Source organism: Sunxiuqinia dokdonensis (assembly GCF_001270965.1).
GTDB classification, from domain to species: Bacteria; Bacteroidota; Bacteroidia; order Bacteroidales; family Prolixibacteraceae; genus Sunxiuqinia; species Sunxiuqinia dokdonensis.
This window is the reverse complement of the sequence record NZ_LGIA01000181.1, coordinates 71684-89381: the sequence shown is the minus strand read 5'-3', so window position 1 is coordinate 89381 and position 17698 is coordinate 71684. Positions and strand designations below refer to the sequence as shown.

13 protein-coding genes are annotated in these 17698 nt (G+C 42.7%); 1 reads left to right on the top strand and 12 read right to left on the bottom strand.

The window, feature by feature from the left end:
• Both NC99_RS22590 and NC99_RS16540 read right to left on the bottom strand, forming a co-directional pair.
• Positions 1–170: metallophosphoesterase family protein (locus NC99_RS22590; protein WP_157624404.1), on the bottom strand; the 170-nt coding region annotated here is incomplete at its 3' end.
• A gap of 24 nt (positions 171–194) precedes the next feature.
• The gene (locus tag NC99_RS16540; RefSeq protein WP_053186208.1) at positions 195–1754 is read right to left on the bottom strand and encodes a reverse transcriptase domain-containing protein; all 1560 of its coding nucleotides are present in this window, start codon (positions 1752–1754) and stop codon (positions 195–197) included.
• Positions 1755–2176: 422 nt separating this feature from the next.
• Between NC99_RS16540 and NC99_RS16535 the strand changes: the two genes are divergently transcribed.
• Entirely contained in the window at positions 2177–3463 is a 1287-nt protein-coding gene (locus NC99_RS16535) for a hypothetical protein (RefSeq protein WP_053186205.1), read from the top strand.
• 6 nt (positions 3464–3469) lie between these two features.
• Here the strand turns inward: NC99_RS16535 and NC99_RS22165 are convergent, their stop codons facing one another.
• From NC99_RS22165 to traK, 10 genes are all read right to left on the bottom strand, one after another.
• On the bottom strand, positions 3470–4315 hold the full coding sequence (locus NC99_RS22165) for an exonuclease domain-containing protein (protein WP_162231244.1): 846 nt from the start codon (positions 4313–4315) through the stop codon (positions 3470–3472).
• Positions 4316–4326: 11 nt separating this feature from the next.
• Positions 4327–10185, bottom strand: coding sequence for a DUF3320 domain-containing protein (locus tag NC99_RS16525; RefSeq protein ID WP_053186193.1), 5859 nt, complete (start codon positions 10183–10185; stop codon positions 4327–4329).
• 110 nt (positions 10186–10295) lie between these two features.
• Complete coding sequence (locus NC99_RS16520; RefSeq protein ID WP_053186189.1) at positions 10296–11255, bottom strand: relaxase/mobilization nuclease domain-containing protein; 960 nt, start codon at positions 11253–11255, stop codon at positions 10296–10298.
• Positions 11256–11285: 30 nt separating this feature from the next.
• Positions 11286–11654 carry a plasmid mobilization protein gene (locus NC99_RS16515; RefSeq protein ID WP_053186185.1) on the bottom strand — a complete coding sequence of 123 codons (369 nt, stop codon included), beginning with the start codon at positions 11652–11654 and terminating at the stop codon, positions 11286–11288.
• A 260-nt stretch (positions 11655–11914) separates the two neighbouring features.
• Complete coding sequence (locus NC99_RS16510; RefSeq protein ID WP_053186183.1) at positions 11915–12595, bottom strand: DUF3945 domain-containing protein; 681 nt, start codon at positions 12593–12595, stop codon at positions 11915–11917.
• Positions 12596–12706: 111 nt separating this feature from the next.
• Positions 12707–14752 carry a YWFCY domain-containing protein gene (locus tag NC99_RS16505; RefSeq protein WP_053186181.1) on the bottom strand — a complete coding sequence of 682 codons (2046 nt, stop codon included), beginning with the start codon at positions 14750–14752 and terminating at the stop codon, positions 12707–12709.
• Between the two features lie 7 nt (positions 14753–14759).
• A complete protein-coding gene (locus NC99_RS16500; protein WP_082326535.1) occupies positions 14760–15569 on the bottom strand; it encodes a DUF4138 domain-containing protein in 810 nt (269 codons plus the stop codon).
• 5 nt (positions 15570–15574) lie between these two features.
• Positions 15575–16735 (bottom strand): conjugative transposon protein TraM, encoded by a 1161-nt coding sequence (gene traM / locus NC99_RS16495; RefSeq protein WP_053186173.1) that lies wholly within the window; start codon positions 16733–16735, stop codon positions 15575–15577.
• Positions 16701–17054, bottom strand: a complete 354-nt coding sequence (locus NC99_RS16490) for a hypothetical protein (RefSeq protein WP_053186170.1) — start codon at positions 17052–17054, stop codon at positions 16701–16703. The genes traM and NC99_RS16490 overlap by 35 nt, the downstream gene beginning before the upstream one ends.
• Positions 17055–17071: 17 nt before the next feature.
• Complete coding sequence (gene traK / locus NC99_RS16485; protein WP_082326534.1) at positions 17072–17698, bottom strand: conjugative transposon protein TraK; 627 nt, start codon at positions 17696–17698, stop codon at positions 17072–17074.

The following is a 17698-nucleotide window of genomic DNA, read 5'->3' as shown; positions in this document are numbered from 1 at the left end:
GTGGGCGGATTAAAGGTATCAAACAAGTCGCCGGCCACCAGCACGGCATCCACTTGTTCTCGTTCAGCTAGCTCACAAATTTCCTGCAACACAGCTTGTTGTTCTTCCATGCGCGAAAAATCATCGAGCCGCTTGCCAAGGTGCCAGTCGGAGGTATGGAGGAGTTTCATAGGATTTAATTTGGGTTTAAAGTATTAATCCTTCGTGCAATTGTCAAAATTGTATCTTCCAATCGTCTCTTGAAGAATCCTAAAATGATTACGATATTGCCGATTAATTTCCGGGGCATCCATTATCTCTGCGGCGTTCTGTGCATACTTAAGTGCATTCCCTCGATGTCGTCGGTTAATCTCAATCGGATTTCTAGCCCAATAGCCTAAACGATTTTTAGTCAAAATATATCTGCGTCTATTTGGCAGTTCCCTTTTTTTGATTCCCTTGTAACTAAATAATCTATAAAGTCTGGTCTTATAAATCACTTTGTTCGCGATAAGGCTCTTCTCTTTCGCCTTTTCTGCTTTGATATGTTGCACTCTGACCGCACGCTTCATTCTTCTATAAAAATTGGAAACACGGTTATTCTTGATTAAGGTTTGATACCCATAAAACTGGAAGCCCAAATAATTAAACGGGACATTGAAAGTCATTATACCATCCTTGGCTAAAGCATAGGATTGTAACCGCTCCTTTTCGTTTACTTGGAAGGCTTTAAAAACCGTTCGTTCAGTCTTATCTTCCGAAAGCTTTAACTTTGCCAGCTCTCCAGAAATCTTCTCTCGAACAAAGCTTTCCGCATATTCTCGTTGGTCTATCGAGCAAACCAAAACAATATCATCAGAATACCTTCGGTAAAAGATATTTCGTTTTAGACATAACTCATTATACACAGCTAAATCAAATCTATACATATAGATGTTTGCTAACAACGCACTAATTGGCAACCCTTGTGGAATACCAATTAGATATCGTTTGCCATTCTCCTCTTTGAGAAATTGATTTTTCCTTACAATAAATTCTTTGGCTTCAAGTCTCTCCCGAAAATCAGTCATCGATTTAAAAAAGGCATCTATACCACTTTTCTGGTAATTTGATATTTCTCTTTCATCAAATCCACCCTTAAGTGTTCGGAAATCATTTAAACTCACATAACGAAATTGGGTAATCGACTTATATACATTGAAGTGGTCTGGAGGTAAGAAACTGAGCCCTAAAACCTCTTTCCATCTTTCTAGTAATATCTTGTGGTCAAGCGTGCTGAAAAAGCTCTTTACATCCAGCGCAATCGCTATGCATTCACCTCGCTGTCTCACTTCTTCAAAAGCATCTTTAGCAAAATGCACATTCGATTTGTTTCGGAAGCCCTCTGGCGCTGGTATACTTCGGTAAGCTGAAATGCAATCTGACAAACCAGGGGTTGCTCTTAACAAATCTTCATAGGGAGAACTTAAGATTTTATGGTTGTAATAGGCGTAGATTTGCGCATCTAGGTGGCATGCATAGTGTATTGGTCGAACTTTCTTTGTGGATTCACCAGTATCTCGTTCAAAGTGGGACCTATAATAAACTCCTTCACTATCCTTCAGTTTTTTGTACTTACGCTCGCTGAGCGTTTTATAAATCAAGGGCCGAAAAGCATGCTTAGCTATGTATTTTGGGTTAGATAACTTACGCAACACTATTCGTTTCTCACTGATCGTAATCTTTGAATCGATATGTCGATAACCACGTGCTTTAAACCAGTCCTTGTTTTTCATAGTAAAAAAAAGTTTCTGAAACCAATGGTGGTTTCGTTATCGAAGCATGTTTGACACTTTTCAGTTGTACCGCTACCCGGATCCCCGAGTTCCACCTACCTTTTACTTTACAGGAAAGCTTGTTTATTGCTTTAACGTATATAACTATCACATTAATGAACGAACCAATGATTCAATCCATCGTTGCTGGCTTAATAGTCAATGCAATAACGAACCTAATAAATCAAGAGAAATTTATATGTGTTATCAATCGATTGATAATTCAGATAAATTTCCTATCTACACTACCTATCATTTCTAACAAACAATAGTTGGTCAAATATGACACAATGGTACTAACAGTAACAAACTTCTGATCCTTGGTTTCAGAAACTATGCTAAGTTAAATATTATATTTATCTTAGTCAAAAAACTAAATAACAATGACTAAAATTACCTATAAAATCGGACAACTGGTCGCGATTCGCAATCATCCTTATTTCGAAATCCCTAGAGAAGGCCACAATAAAAACAATTCAGAAATCAAATATATTGGAAGCACCATTACCTGTTCTTCCGACAACTATCCTTTAATGATCGTCAAAGAATACACGCAAAGTATTGAAAAAAAGATGGAAGCCAATTCTGAGGATTCAACTTTCAAAGAAGTTTCCAAACTAAGGACGAACTATCTTTGTGCGTGGTATGACTCAAAGCTAGGGCGTTTTCAAGAGGCGTGGTTTTATTCTGAATCTTTGATTGCTTTCCCGGGAATATCTGAAGTTATGAAGGATTCTGACTTTAAAGATAAATCTAAATTACCAATTGAGGTATTCTTAAGAACATCAATAATAGAACGCTACAAGACTATCAAAAATCAAGCTCGGGAGAATGATCGTTTTGTGTCATCGTCATTTATTATCAAAGAAGCGAAAGCGGAAAGTCAATCTGAATGGAGAAATGAAAAATATAACTTTACTGAAAAATTAATATCAAAAACGAAAGTTAAAGTTCAATGGTTTAATGTGGCAAAAGGTAAGTATAGTGAAGAATGGTTGCCAATTGAATTCTTTAAAGCAACTCCTGATCTAGCTAAGAAAGAATGGAAATACATTATTAATGATGATAGGAACTTTGACACCTACACTTCTACAAGATTAATGGATCTTCTAAACAGCAGCAACCAAAGCTATTTTATTCAAAACAATCTTTCCGGCCAAAACCTAGAAAGCTTGATATTTTATTACCTGGACAATAGCAAGAAAGTAATTCTCGACGAACGGACACATGCTTTTGATGAATACCTGAAAACGAATAATTACGAGATAGTAGAGTTTAATGTATCAGTAAATAGCAAAGGAGTAGATCGCTTTGAATCGTTCTATGCCCCTGTTGATATAATTCTCAAAAAGAAAAGTTCTGATGAATCTTTTGCGATCGATTTAATTTCTGGAAATAGCCTAATTAACGACGGTCAGATAACATCAGAATTAAAACCACTGTCTGGAAATTTTCAAGCGGGGGCAGAGAATGAGAGAAGTAATGGAATTTGCGAAGAAATTTCTCTTTATAATGGTCGGGCTTATATCATTCAAGAATTACTAAAGGAGAAGTATGATCGTAAGAATATTAAATCCAAACTACTAATCATTAATAACAAACTGAATAATATCATCAAAGAGTTTGATGTGGTAGAATGCCCTGTTTCTCTAGGCAAAGTGGCCAAATAATAAAACTCAATTCTTTCCACACATCCTCAAAAACTCCTCCTCGAAAACCAGCCGGATTTCAAAGCCTTGCGCAATGAGTTGTTCTATTTTCTTCATTTTAGAAGGACCGGGAGCAGAGCCGGTAATGACAAAATTGGTGCGTTTGGTTATTGTGGTGTCAATGTCGGCACCAAGTTTTTTAACCAGCTTGGCCGCTTCGGCTCGGGGAATTGTTTTCAGAACACCTGTGAAAACTACCTTCTTTGCATAAAAGGGACTATTGCAATCGGCTTGCTGCAGGTCGGGTTTTAAAACATTGCCGCAAAGGCGTTCGTGTCCTTCAGCTTGGAAAAAGGTGGTTGATTTTTTGGAACGAGGCGTCACCTTCGAAAAATCAGGCTGAATGCCACGCAATAGATTCAGATAGACCTTGGCGCAAGCTTCAGCATCGCAGGCTGCATCATGGTGGTTATTCAGCTCAATGTCATAGACGGCACAAATTTCATTCAATTTAACACCTGTTCTGGAAAAGGTACAGTCACACTCCAACTTGGGAACTGGCAGCCCGTAAAAATGAAAAGCCTGCATCAAACAGTTGATATCAAAGGAGGCGTTGTGCGCCACCAGTCTTTTGCCATGAACCAACGAATGTATTTCGTTCCATACTTCTGAAAAGACCGGGGCATCGCAAGTCATTTGCGGGGTTATGCCGTGCACCCGGATATTCCATTCCGAGTATTCATTTTGTGGTGGCTGAACAAGTCTGGAAATGGTTTGGGTAATTTCGCCATTTTCAACAATGGCCAGGCCAATTTGACAAATGCTCCAGCGTTTCCCCTGGGCTGTCTCCACATCAATAGCAACAAAGTTCATTTTTTAATAGGTTAGGTTAGAATAATCCGGTCATTATTTTCGGTGATGATTCTTTTCTGAAGTGCATAGTCAATTCCTAATTTCATGGCCTGCTCAACGTTAGCGCCAATGCGGGCATAACCAAACAAACGGGCCGTTTCTCTTACCAAATCATCTGGCGGCAAACTAATTTGATGGGTTAAGATTTCATGGATTCCAGCTGCGATTTCTTCTTTTGGCAGGTCTTCAGCGTTTCGTTTTTGAGAATCGTTTTCCGGGATACGATATTGAATGTATAAGTCCGGCTCCTGATCCTGACGCCAATAAAAAACAGCTCCATTTTGTTTGGATTGCTTTAGTTCGAGCCTTCGATACAAACGGTTTAAATAATCGTTCAACCGAACACCAAGCCGGGTAATTCCCCAGGCAGCCAAAATTCGTTTTGACAATAGTGTCTGGCTGATCGGCGCTTCCATTTCTACAATCTGTTTGATTTGACTCAGAATTTTCTGAGTTCTACCAGAATCAAAAAACGCATCCGATACCGGTAAATTGGAGAGAGACAGAGCACACACCTGGTAATTTGCACTATTTGTTTCAACAGGGATGATTTGCTGGGTTATCCCCTGAAGTTCAACATCGGCAAACCGTTCTGTTTTTGAAATTATCGTTTGACCCTTTTGAGTTTCAGTTTCAGAATCCACAGGAGCTATTACTTTTGGCTTCTGAGCTTCCTGAATAGCTTCCAAAATCCCTTGAAGCACTTTCTGTGGATTGTCCCACCAATCGGGCGACCACAGTTTATAAACGTTCCAGCCCAACAGCTTCAATACGTCCATTCGAACAACTTCCCGATCCTTTGCTGTTTTCGCGGATTTATAGTTATCACCGTCCGTTAGTATTCCCAAAATATATTCGTTCGAGTTTTTCGGATTGACGACCCCAATATCAATCCGGTAGCCGGAACATCCGATATCTGTATGGACGGTATAACCTGATTTTTGGATTTCTTCGGCAACCAGTTTTTCAAAAGAATTTGGCCTTGCTTTTCGCTGATAGTTTTTCTGAGACAAAATCATTTTACCCTTTTCCGAATATTCCAGAAAAGCTTTAATGCCAGCTACTCCCCCTGAAGCAGTACGCGTAATATCAATTTGGTCGGAACGCAGGGTTGAATAGACCTTCATTTCGTAACGTGCCCTTGAAACAGCCACATTCAAACGTCTCCATCCCCCATCACGGTTCAACGGCCCAAAATTTAGGCTTACACGACCTTCCTTATCGGGCCCATAGCCCATTGAGAATAAAATTACATCCCGCTCATCTCCCTGGACATTCTCCAGGTTTTTAATAAAAATCGGCTCGGGCGATTCCATCGCGATGGCATCGAGTTCGGGCGACTTTTTCAGTGCCTCGTTCAGCAAATCTTCTATCAAGGTCTGCTGTGCAGAGCTAAACGTTACAATTCCAATGCTTCGTCTGGAAAGCACAGGATCTGCCAACCGTGTTAAAACTTCATCAACAATAGCGGCGGCCTCAAACTTATTCTGTCGGGTTTTTCCTCTGTCGTAATAGCCCGGCACATGAACATTATTGACCTTGGTGGATAAATCATCCGGAGAAGGAAAAGTCATCAATTTGTTGTCGTAATAGTTTGAATTACTGAACGCAATCAAACTTTCATGTTTGCTCCGGTAGTGCCACAACAAATGTTTCGAAGGAATGGACAGGGCCAGGCAATCATCCAGGATACTTTCCAGGTCTTCTTTTTCGGCGTTTTCTTCATCAAAGTTGTTGGTCGAAAAGAAACTGGTTGGCGGCATTTGTTTGGGATCGCCGACCACAATCACATTTTGACCGCGTGCAATGGCACCAACGGCCTCACAGGTTGGCATCTGCGACGCTTCATCGAAAACGACCAAATCAAATTTGGAGCGGTCGACCTCAAAATACTGGGCAACGGAAATTGGACTCATCAACATGCAAGGGCACATTCGGGGCAATAAATTGGAGATCAAATCAAACAGTTTACGTACAGACATTCCCCGTCCTTTGCTGCGAATGGCGCGCTGTAGAATCCCAATCTCTGAACTTTGAGCGGCTTCCCTTGCAAAAGATGGAATGGACGAAGCCAGCTTGGCAAACAATTCAGCTTTGGTGAGTTCTTCAAAATACTTGCTCTTTTCCTTAAACTTGGCGATTTTACTTTCGAACAGCTTTCCGTTAAACGCAGACAAATTTGGATCACCGGCAATGATCAATTCCGAACATTGGCGATAAATCGCTTTTTTAAAGGACCGAAGCACCTCGTCATTCTTTAGTTTTCCGTTCTGATAAGCTAAAAACACGGGGGAAAGGTTACATTCCAGAGCTTTTTCAACCGCCTGGTTCCAACTGGTCCAATCCCTGAGTTTGTCGAGGTTTTCTTTCCATATTGAAGCTTTCTGTTTCCAATGTTCAATCCAATCTTGTTCCTGTCCCACATCTTTAGAGAAACCAACCTTTAACAATTCATTGATTTGTGTTTCGGTTTGCTTTACTCGCGTCAAAACATCAATAAAACGGCCCAATGTTTTTGCGTGTACCTGAAGATAGGTACTTGTTCCTTCCGATAATTCAAATGATAATTTCTCGCGTATTTGTTTTGTTTCATGCGGATCACCAGTAATTTGAACGATTTGCTTTTGTATCTGAATGACCGATTCGCAAATACTGGCCAGATTTTTCCAATTACAATTTCCGTTCTTCCATAAAAATCCTGACATTTTTGTAAGGGTACTGGTATTCTCATCCAAAACATCCTGCTCTTTGCGGAAAAGAATCACTTTCCCCAACAAATCAGGAATAGATCTTTTTTCAATCTTACCTGTTTTGGAGAATGCTCTTAGCTCCGTTGCGATTTTGCTTTGATCCAACCACTTAGGCAAAAACCATTTTTCTGATGCCAGGTTCCAAGCCGCTAAACCCATTTCAGCATCATATTGAAGGATACTTTTATTAAAGCCTTTTAATAGCTCTTTGCGGTACTCATCCCGTTTGATCCCATGGGCAGAAAGTTCAATCAATTCACCCAAAGTATGTTCGACATTTCCTGCATTCATGATCTCCTGTGGCGTATCAGGCAATTTTAAAATCAGTTCAGCCAGCAGGGCTAACGAATCATCTTGCTTTCTTTCGAGAATCCTTGTATCCAGGTTAAATAGTTCAGTCAAAGCATTTCGCTTCAGCTTAGTCTGGTCCAATAAGTCAAGATAAGCCAATATCAAATCCGATGCGTTTGACTTGATCTGTTGGCTATACGAAGTCGTTTTTATTTCAGCCAGCGGATGCTTGTGTGGATGTCCACAGAGTGTTCCTGCATTTTCCAGCTCTTCAACTATTTCACACCATTCTTCGAACTTGTTGGAGTCCATTGCTTCCACAAAACCATCCTCCAACTCAATGCAATCGGAAGCGCCATTGAGTTGGGCATAACCTGTAAAACAATCAAACAACGAAAAGCCAGACAAATGTTGTTTATGTAGCGCATCGACATAATTGTTCAGTTCGATTCTAAGGTTATGAAGTCGTTCTGATTCAATCTGAAATTCCTCCGGTGAAGTTTTTCTGATAACTTCGGTTGTCTTTTGAAGTTGTTCGAGTACGGTGGATTTCTTTGTCTTATTGGAATGAAGTTCAAGACAAAAGGGATCCAATCCAATATCTGCCAAGCGTTTTTGAACCACCGATAAGGCAGCCATTTTTTCGGCCACAAATAAAACCCGTTTCCCCTGATACAACGCATTCGCAATAATGTTGGTGATGGTTTGTGATTTGCCGGTTCCAGGAGGGCCATGCAGAATAAAGCTTTTGTCCTGAACTGCTGCACAAATCGCTTCCAATTGAGATGCATCTGCACTAATCGGAAGAGCAATATCAGAAGGCAAATACTGCTGGTCAAGGTTTAAATCATCGATCAACAAATCATCCGTCTCCCATTCAATTTTTCCGGAAATGAGGCTTTCAACAATCTTGTTTTCCTTTAATTTGTCGGCATTGTTATGAATATCATTCCACATGATGAACTTGCTGAAAGAGAATGTTCCCAGAAATGCCTGTTCCTCTACGTCCCAACGTCTCTGGGACATGATACCTTTTCGGACAATATTGAAAATTTTCTTTACGTCCACGCCACTTTCATCCTTTGGGAGCTCATCCAATCCACGAATGATAATATTGAAATCCTGCCGGAGCATTTCCAGTAATGTAATATTCATCAATGTATCTTCTTCCCGGCTACGGATCACATAACCTTTCTGTGCAGATTTTCGGATGATTTCAACAGGTAGCAACAAGATTGGGGCATAACGGGGAAGTTCACTTCGTTCGGACTCGTACCATTTTAAGAAACCTAAAGCCAAATAAAGGGTGTTGGCACCATTTTCTTCCAACGACAAACGGCTGGCCCGATAGAGCTTGGTCAAGGCTTTTGTCAGTTCCCCCTCAGTCAAATAGGATCGTAACCGTTTATGTTCGAGTTCATGCTTTAACAAATCCACAATGGGATCAGACAGGTTTACCGTTTGATACACACCGGAAACACTCAACGGATTAACCCACTCATCGGGCTTCGGCAAAACCTGAAATTCGGTCCCATCTGCCAGCGAATCTTCAAATAGATTGAGACTTACGGATATCAATTGAATGGTACTATGCGTGACGCGCAAGTTCAATAGATTATTTCTCAAACTTAAATCCAGTAGTTTGCGCTCCCACAGTTTTTGTTTTGTCAGAACAACAGATGTATCGGGAACATCAAGCCTGTCAACCAGAACTTCTTCAGGGATATAATCCGGACGCGTCGTCACCGGATTTTCAACAATTTCCCAACCATCAGCAGTTTTTATGCGTTGCGGCAATGGCTTTATCTGGCCATACCTTGCCCTTTTGACATCGACAAAGAGCCAAAAATCATCCTCATCGACTAATTTATAATTCGCACTGTTTATGGCATCATCAAAAGAACCGTTTTGCCCGGCATTCATAAAAGTTGATTCAACCAATGCAATTTCATTGATTCCTGCTGCTGTTCGCTTTTTCAGTAGGGAAACATCATCATTCACACTGTCAGAGAAAGTCTCATCAATTAACCAGCTTCCCACAAAGGCATGGCCTTTAACAATTATCAAAAGTGGATTTAATCCAACTGCCTCCAGGCAACTGGCATACAAAATGGCCATGTCAATACAAGTGGCAAGCTTTTGCGAAAATATGGTGTCACACATCCTGATGCGTTGCCCTTCTTGTTCAAAACTAGCGGGAGGCGAACAATACACGATTCCAAGTCCTGCAATTGCTTCAAAAATAGCAGCCATTTGCTTTTTGACCCGATCAGGATTCTGGCTTTGATAGGCATCAAAAGATGGATTTCCTGTCCAACGATCGAGTATCTTCGAGGCGCTTCCGATAATTTTTGAAATTTGAGGATGATTAGGTGTCACAAAAGCCGACAACATCTCAGGGAGGATCCCAATCCCATTCCATTGGTCATATGCCAAGATATCCACAGCAAAACTCTCGTTATACAACAATGTACCTTTTAAAGAAACAGTTAAAGTCAACTCTCCGGCCAATTTTTCTGTCAATTCAGAAAGGAATCTGGATGAAAGCCGTAATCTCTCTGCCTGCAAGTCAAAGCTTTGCCCATGTGGCAAATATTCAATTTGCTGCTCCCAGTTATTGGCAAAATCTGGCTCACATCCAATACAAACTTTAAGATCGGACCAATCTTCTTCTGAAGGGTTTTCTATGATGATTTTTCGAACAAGAGGTATTCTATTTTGCTGAATCGCGTAGTTCACTGCAGGAGTATAGAGTAAATCTACTTTAGGGAGGATAACAATTTCATCCATAGCTTAGGTGATTTTTCAGAAGTTTAGCTCGAAGGTTTTCTAAAACAGTTGACTATAAAGTTAAAAAAATACAATCAACAATAAGCAACGCTAGCTCATTTATTTTCAATCTAATGCCTGTAACCTTTCCCTCTCCGCTTCTTTTCGCCCTTTCTAAGTCTATTCCTTTTCCCTTTCTTGAAAGAATCTCCTCTGAGCTGAGCTCTCATATTTGAAATCAATTCCCTGATGATTAGTGTCTTTAGCGTACCAATGGCTATTCCTTCACTATTGTGTTTCGAAAGGGTATTTGGTAGATTTTTCCTGTTCTGTTCCTGGGACAACAATTCTTGCCTTGACAAATAAAACCTCGGCCGCTCATCAAAATCTGACAATTTCATCGGATGCCGGATTATCGTTCCATTCTCATCAGTCACAAAAACCAAATGACCTCTCCCAGCTTTTCTGATTTCAACCTGAAACAGATCCAATGCCTGGTCATATAGTTCCTTGGAGGTGATGAACTCCATTCGGTTGAGCTGGGTAAACAAATTTTCCAGGTTTTGTTTCAGGTTTTTGCTGGATCCGGAAAACCGGTAGTTTAATTTTTCCTGAGTATCATCTTTGGTAAGCTGGTATTTCTTCTCCAGTCCTTTGATGAACCGCTGCGTCTTTTCTTTTTCGTAACTATCTTTGATTTTTTTGCCTGTATCACAATCAATACGGGAGGAAACAACATGAAAATGCACCCGCTCCAGGTCAGCATGTTTATACACAAAGTAAGGTTGGTTTCCGTATCCCAGGTGGTTCATCAGGTTATCAATTTCAGTCCGGATCCCGGCATCTCCCAGCCGAACCAAATCACCAACTGTCGGATTGATGGATAGATGCAATCCAGGCTTTCGAACCCGGGTATTGCGGTCTTCAATCTCCTGAAAAATCCGGTAGCGATCGTTCTTATCGCCCATAAAGGGGTTGACAACCGGCATATTCCGACTGTGATAGAAACTTGCTTTGTGCCGTTCCACTTTACGCTCATTATAAAACAAGGCGTTTTTTGTGCTGCAAGCCTGGTGTATTTTAATAACCATGATCGTCCGATTTTTAGGGTATGGAAGGAATCAACGCAGATACTTTTGAAGCAGTACCAGACACTGCCTCATCATATCAAAAGCCTGCTTCAAAAGCAGCCGGTCATTGTCATCAACCCGGTAACCAGCAAAGGAATTCATGCGCTTCGAGAGTTGGTTCAAGTTGACGCCAATCTTATTTAGCTCGTAGTCCAAATTTTTTAACTGGTCATTGGCATTTTCATCCAGCGAAATCACCTTCCTGTCTGACCTCTTAAAAATTCGTGACCGGATGTAATCACTCATGCAGGCGAACTTCCCCCGTTTGGTCAGGCTTTTCAAACGGATCTTTTCTTCCCGGGTGATCCGGATGATCAGCATATCGTTTCGCTTGTCCTTATCTGGTAAATGTGGCCGCATGAAGTGTTTTCTGTTACCTTTTTCATAATTCAAAGAGGGGAATATTGTTGTCACCTGTTATCAGGTGGGACGGCCTCCCGACGTGGTCGGGACAAGGTGAAAAGGTTTTTGTGCATACAAAAACACATCTTGCACTCCCCTCTTTGAGCTAAGATTTTACCCTTGATTTTCCTGCTTTTTTCTCTGATTTTTCGGTCAAAAAGAAAGGGAAACTTCATTTCACATTTCCCCCTCTTTTCAATTCAAGTAAACGATGGTTTTTACCCAACTTTCGGTTTGGCTCCTTTGCTCTTTTCCGGTTTCAGGTCTTCCGATTTTTGCATCTTCTCCTGTTTGAAATTCGAGAAGCCGATGTTCCGTTCGGCAGCATTCACCTGCAGGGTGGCGCCAAACTTCTTATTGTTCTTTCCCAACATCCCGTCCACGGTCACCTTTTGTCCGGCTGCCAGCTTTTCTTTTTGCTCCGAAGTCAAGGCGACTCCTTTGATCTTATCCGGAACCTGGATGTGTTTGGCCCGAAGCGGGATCAGCTCGTTGGTCTTCGAATCGACACTCAGGTAATAGGTATCCTTCTTACCGTCCCGACCGGTCAGTTCCACGGTTTTTCCCAGGTTCTTGTCATTCAGTAAAGCTCCCTTTTCTTCTTTGGTAAACTTGTGCCCCAGGTATTCATCGGGGACAAACAGGCGCTGGATCGGATGGACCTTGACATCGACTTTGCCATCTTCACCCTGCTGTAAACGAATCTTTGCCGGGATCTTGTAATCCTGGTCGTTGATCCTGGCATTAATGGTATAAAGCTTATCTGAGCGAAAACCGTTCAGAAAATCAGTCAACTCCCGGCTTTCCATGCGGGATACAAAGTTGCGGTCAATTCCGGCTTTCTCCAATTTCTCAAACGGGATGTCAGCCATGTTCATTCGTGTGTTTTGTTGTTCCATAACTTTTAATTTTAAGTGTTAATCAACTTCGAAAACGTGTTTCTCCCTTCGGTTCTGTTCAACCGGCCCACGAAGGGTTTTATAAATATTTTTAGGCGTAATGCTTTTTTATTATTCATTGCTTTTGTTTTTGGGATTTTTTCGGTGGACAATGGTGAATGGTTTGACCGGTTGGCTTGGATGATCCGGCTTTTGCGGTTCCGGTTTTTGGTGACTGTCCGCTTCTTCCTCCCTGTCGATAGCCGTTTGGTTGGTAATCCTGCGGATATCGTTTTGGATTCGCAGGCGGTTTCGTTCCAGCACTTCATTCATATCATCGAATTCGTAAAAATCAGGAATCGTCCGGTAGCCCTTTTCTTCTTTTTCAATCTTTGCGGTATCCACATGGATCAGACAATTGAAGTTTTTCTGGCTAATCTGTTCGCCGTAATTATCCGTGAGCTGGCCAACCATATAACCTTGAGGTAAAGTGGCAATCTTTCCTTCCGGTACCAGGTAATCCATCTGGGTGGAAATGGTCGTGCTTTGGGTGTTCCGGTTAATGTTGATGGCCTGGCGTTCCTGTAAGATCTTGCCCATCCGGGCCTGCATAAATTTGGCCGTTTCCCCGGCCGCCTGGCCGGAAAAGACATTCCCGATATTGGTCAAAATGGCGTTAGCCTGCTCTTTCCCGTAGTCCCGGATCAGCTGGTCGATAGTCTGCATACCCAGCAAGGTGGAAATCCGGTTGGCCCTGGCCGTGGCAATTAAGGTATCCAGTCCTCTAAAATAGATCGTTGGCAACTCATCAAAGATCAACGATGCCGGATGCTGCCCTTTGCGGTTGATGATTTTCAGCATTCGTGTAATAAAAAGGGACAGCACCGCCCCGTACATTTCAATGCGAAGAGGGTTATTTGCCAGGCACACGACTTTTGGGGTTTGGGGATTATTGATGTCCAGGGAAAAGTCATTCCCTGAACAGATCCAGTAAATCTCCCGGCTGATGATCTTGGAAATGGCAATTTTCAGGCTTCCCAGCTGCCCTTCCAGTTGTTCATTGGCCTTGCGCTGGTAGGCACTGACAAAAGGATTGATAATGCCCACAACATCTTTTTCCTGGCCAAGCACTTCAAACAAATCGTCATAGTCCAGTTGCAATAGCTCAATAGCATGGGGAAGGGTGCAGTACTTTCCGTCTTTGTACCTTTTCAAAAACCAGATCACGGCTGCAAAAAAGGACACGGCACTTTCAGAAAAGAACTCCCCTTGTTTTTTGATCCATTCCCGGTTCAGATTGTAGAGAACTGTTCTACTCGATTCAAAGGCATCAATGGGACTTTCCATCAGCTCCGGTGCCAGCGGGTTGCAGCGAAATGATTTCCGGATATCGTCAAAATTGATCACATAAAACCGGGTGTTTTCAGTCAGGCTGCCTTTCTTTTTCGCTATTAAAAAGTGATTGTAAGCAACCAACGATAAGTCCGGGTATTTAAAATCATACACGCACAGCGAAAAGCCTTTTTGAAGGTGCTGCTTGATAAAAGGCAAAACCACCGAATAAGACTTCCCGGAGCCGGGAGTACCAATGACCATCGTTCCCCTGAAAGGATTGACAAGATTGATCCAGCCCTGATGCTCTTTCCCTTTTTGGATGTAGCGGGTTGGCAGGTTAATGGCGTATTCATTGGTTTTGAGAAACTCTTCCTGCGGGAAGTTTTCGTTTTCCATGTTGAAGCGGTCTTTCATCAAATTGACCGTGACCAACTTGGAGACATTATCAAAACCGATATTCAGGAGTACAAAGCCAATAAATGTTGAAATCAGGTAAGCCAGATCATAACGGCCCACCAGTAGCAGGCTTCCCCAATAGAGGATCAATCCGACAATTACCTGCACCACAATACTGGCAACCTTCAGTTCCCGGTCTTTGTGCGCTTTGGTGCCTACGCAGGTGATCATCAGAAACAACAGGCAAAAGGTTTTCGAAAGGTAGGTATCAGAAAGGAATTCCAGTTGACCCAACTTTTGAAACAAACCCTCAAACTCGGGAATGTACAAGCCCCGGCCAGCAAAGAAGTCGATCCGGCTGAGGTACAGCGAAGCGATCAGCAACAAATAGCTGATAAACCGGAAGCTTTCATGCAACCGGACCAAGTCCTGCCTTTCGTAACTCATCTTGTCTTTAGTTTGAGATTAATTCTTTGGCTTTCAGAATATCCTTGTTCCCGATCTCCAAAGTCAGCCTGCGACCCGTATTCCCCAGAGCTTTTTCAAGCATCTCCAGGCGGAGAACCCGTTTGTCGGGTAAAACCAGGTTAGGCAGCACAAACACTTCCCGGACCGTGGTGTAACCGGGAACCACTTTGATTTCATAGTGCCGGTAGCTTGGCTCGATCTGGTATTCCTGGGTGTTGGTGGCTTTGAACTGCCGCTTGTCATCAATCCACCAGTGAAAGCTCTCCACCCGGTAAGCCAGGTTGGTTTTATTGGTGACCCGTACCTCAAAAAACAGGAAGCCGTTTTTCTGGGTGATCGTCTTCAGCTGAACCTTAATCCCGTCTTTCTTCTGCTTCACGCCCCGCACCAAGCTTTTGCGTTTCATCAGAATTTGATCGCTTAGCTCTTTCAGCACGTAATCAGGCATCAGGCCGGAAGATGGTCCGCCCGCTTTTTCAGAATGAAAAGATTCCAGATCGTAGGTAATTTCTTTTGAATCCTCAAAACTCAGGATCAAAGAGTAAATCCGGCCGGCGCAAACAACCGTGAGGGAAGATTCCTTGTCAAATGATCCCGTGGCTTTGATACGGATCAGGTTGGGCAGCTCAGGAACTACTTCAGCTAAAACAAGTGACGGATTACCCACCTGCACGTACGAAACTTTATCCGGGCAAACCAGGTGCGTGGCTTTGCTATCAGTGACTGGTAAGTAGTTTTGAGCGAATACCGACAGTTGGAATAGTAATATGGGAACGATCATTAAAATTGTTTTCATAGCAGCTATTTTTGATTGATTAGATAGACAAGGGTGTTTGTTTTGATGGTCACTTTTTTCAGGCGGGTCATTTGAAACAGGGATTGGGCAGTCCGGTCAGCAGCACGCACACCAGCGTAGGTTAGCGGATCGGCAGTGACACCAAACAAAGAAGAGGTATTGGTTGAGCTTCCGACCTCTTTTGCTACTTTCCGGGCGGCATTGTCCGGGACATACAGTCCGGCAAGGCCGTCCAGGTCATGAATCACCAAATCAACCGGCATAAAATCTTCATCTGTTGGCAACTGGCTCACTCGAATATGGAGCCGTTCATTTTTGATCTGACAAATTCCATAAATAAAGGTGCCCTTCGCGATGACTTTTCCACCGACCCGGCCATCTTCAAGCAAGCGCATTTTTATCCGGTTGCCATCCAGAACGGTGGCAGTTTCATACACTTCGGCCTTGAACAACAGACTGGTTGGCGTTTTTCCGCCAAAACCTGGCGAAGGGTTTTTCTCCAGGTTAAAGCTGGCTGATTTTTTAGCTTCCAGTTCTTGTAATTTCTGGTTGGCCTGCGTCAGGTAATAGCCCAGTGAATCGTTCTGGCAGGATAGGGCAATATTCTCATCGAACACCTGATCCAGTTCGTCAATACCGGTTCTCTGTAAAGTAACCGCTTGTTCGGGCTTTGGCTTGGTGACAGGTTTTGTTGGCGATGCTTTTTGATTCGCTCCGTGATTCAGGTTATTTCCTGCCATCTCTCTTCTAACCTGCTCTTCCTTGTTTATAATATGCGCCAAAAGCTTCTTGGAACTATTGGTATCAACTCCTTTTGCTTCCAAGTCTTCTAAAACGATTGCAGAATCTTCAGAATTTATGATGTCCACAGCCGTATTTTGGGGCGGATGATCGCCCATGACATGGTAGTTTCGCGTGGGAACAACCCGGGCTTGACTGTTTTGGTAAGCTTCCATCTTATCAAAGATTTCGATGGACTTCTCCGCTTCAGGTAACTCATAATTGGCCCCATTCTTTTTGCCCGATTTCACTTTTTCGGATGTTTCCTGACCGGCCTTTTTGCCTCCACCCAGGATGTAAAAGATCAGCACTACAAATGGAACCAGGGCCAGCGGAAGGATCAAAAGGGCCTTATTCTTTTTCAGGAACGTGTAATTTGTCTTCATGAACTCGGCGTTTTAAAAGGTTTTCGAAAGAATCCACGGGCATTTCAAAGGGAGAGCTAACCGGCTTTTTCTGGATTGGTTGTTCCGCGCTTAATACCGGGCTGTCCAATTTTTCGTGATTGAATTTACCGGCCGGAAAGAAGATCAGCGACAGCACAAAGGATAGAAACAGGAACCCCAGAAAAAACAGCCACTTGGTTTTTCGTTTGACCGGGCTCAGGTCCTGGTCCATTTCATCCATCCGGTTCATCCACCGGGTGTAGCGGCTCACATCTTTAAACTGTGGTGATTTCACTTTATCATTTTTGGTGTTCTTCATGATCAAGGAATAAATGGTTAAAATGATTTTCGTTTGATGGTTTCCAGATCGGTGTTGTCCGTAATCCGCCACCCTTCAATCAGAAATCCGTGCGGGTTGTGATCGGTGCGGGAGATGTTGCGAAGCTGTCCCGTGGTTTGCAGGCCCCGAATGGTAATATTCGAAGTGCGGACAATCTTCTGCTTCCCGAAATACTGAAACCGGTAGGGATAGGATGAAAAATCCAGCTTGATGGAATCGGTCATTACCGTCATACTGATGTCCGAGGCAATCACCTGGTTATAGACATTATTTTCCTTGAACGACTGGTATTGTTCCATCGCCGTACGATCGGCCAGGTAGAGCGCTTCCCGGACATTGTTTTCAATGTACTGTTTGTCAGGCTCCAGGGTAAAAAACAGCTCATGGAAGCGTTTCACGTGGTCACGCGCTTCTGCATCCCGGTTTTCAGTTATATCTTCCCGAAGGGCAACCAGCAAAGACTTGCCATTGTCCAGCACATAGATCTTTTGCCGGGACTGGTCGGAAAGTTTCACCGACAGGGTAAAGACATAGCCACTCAGCCCGGTCAATCCAATGCTGACGGACAAAAGCACATAAACGGTAAAGCGAAACTTACGCTGTATATCAAAGAGTTTCTTCAT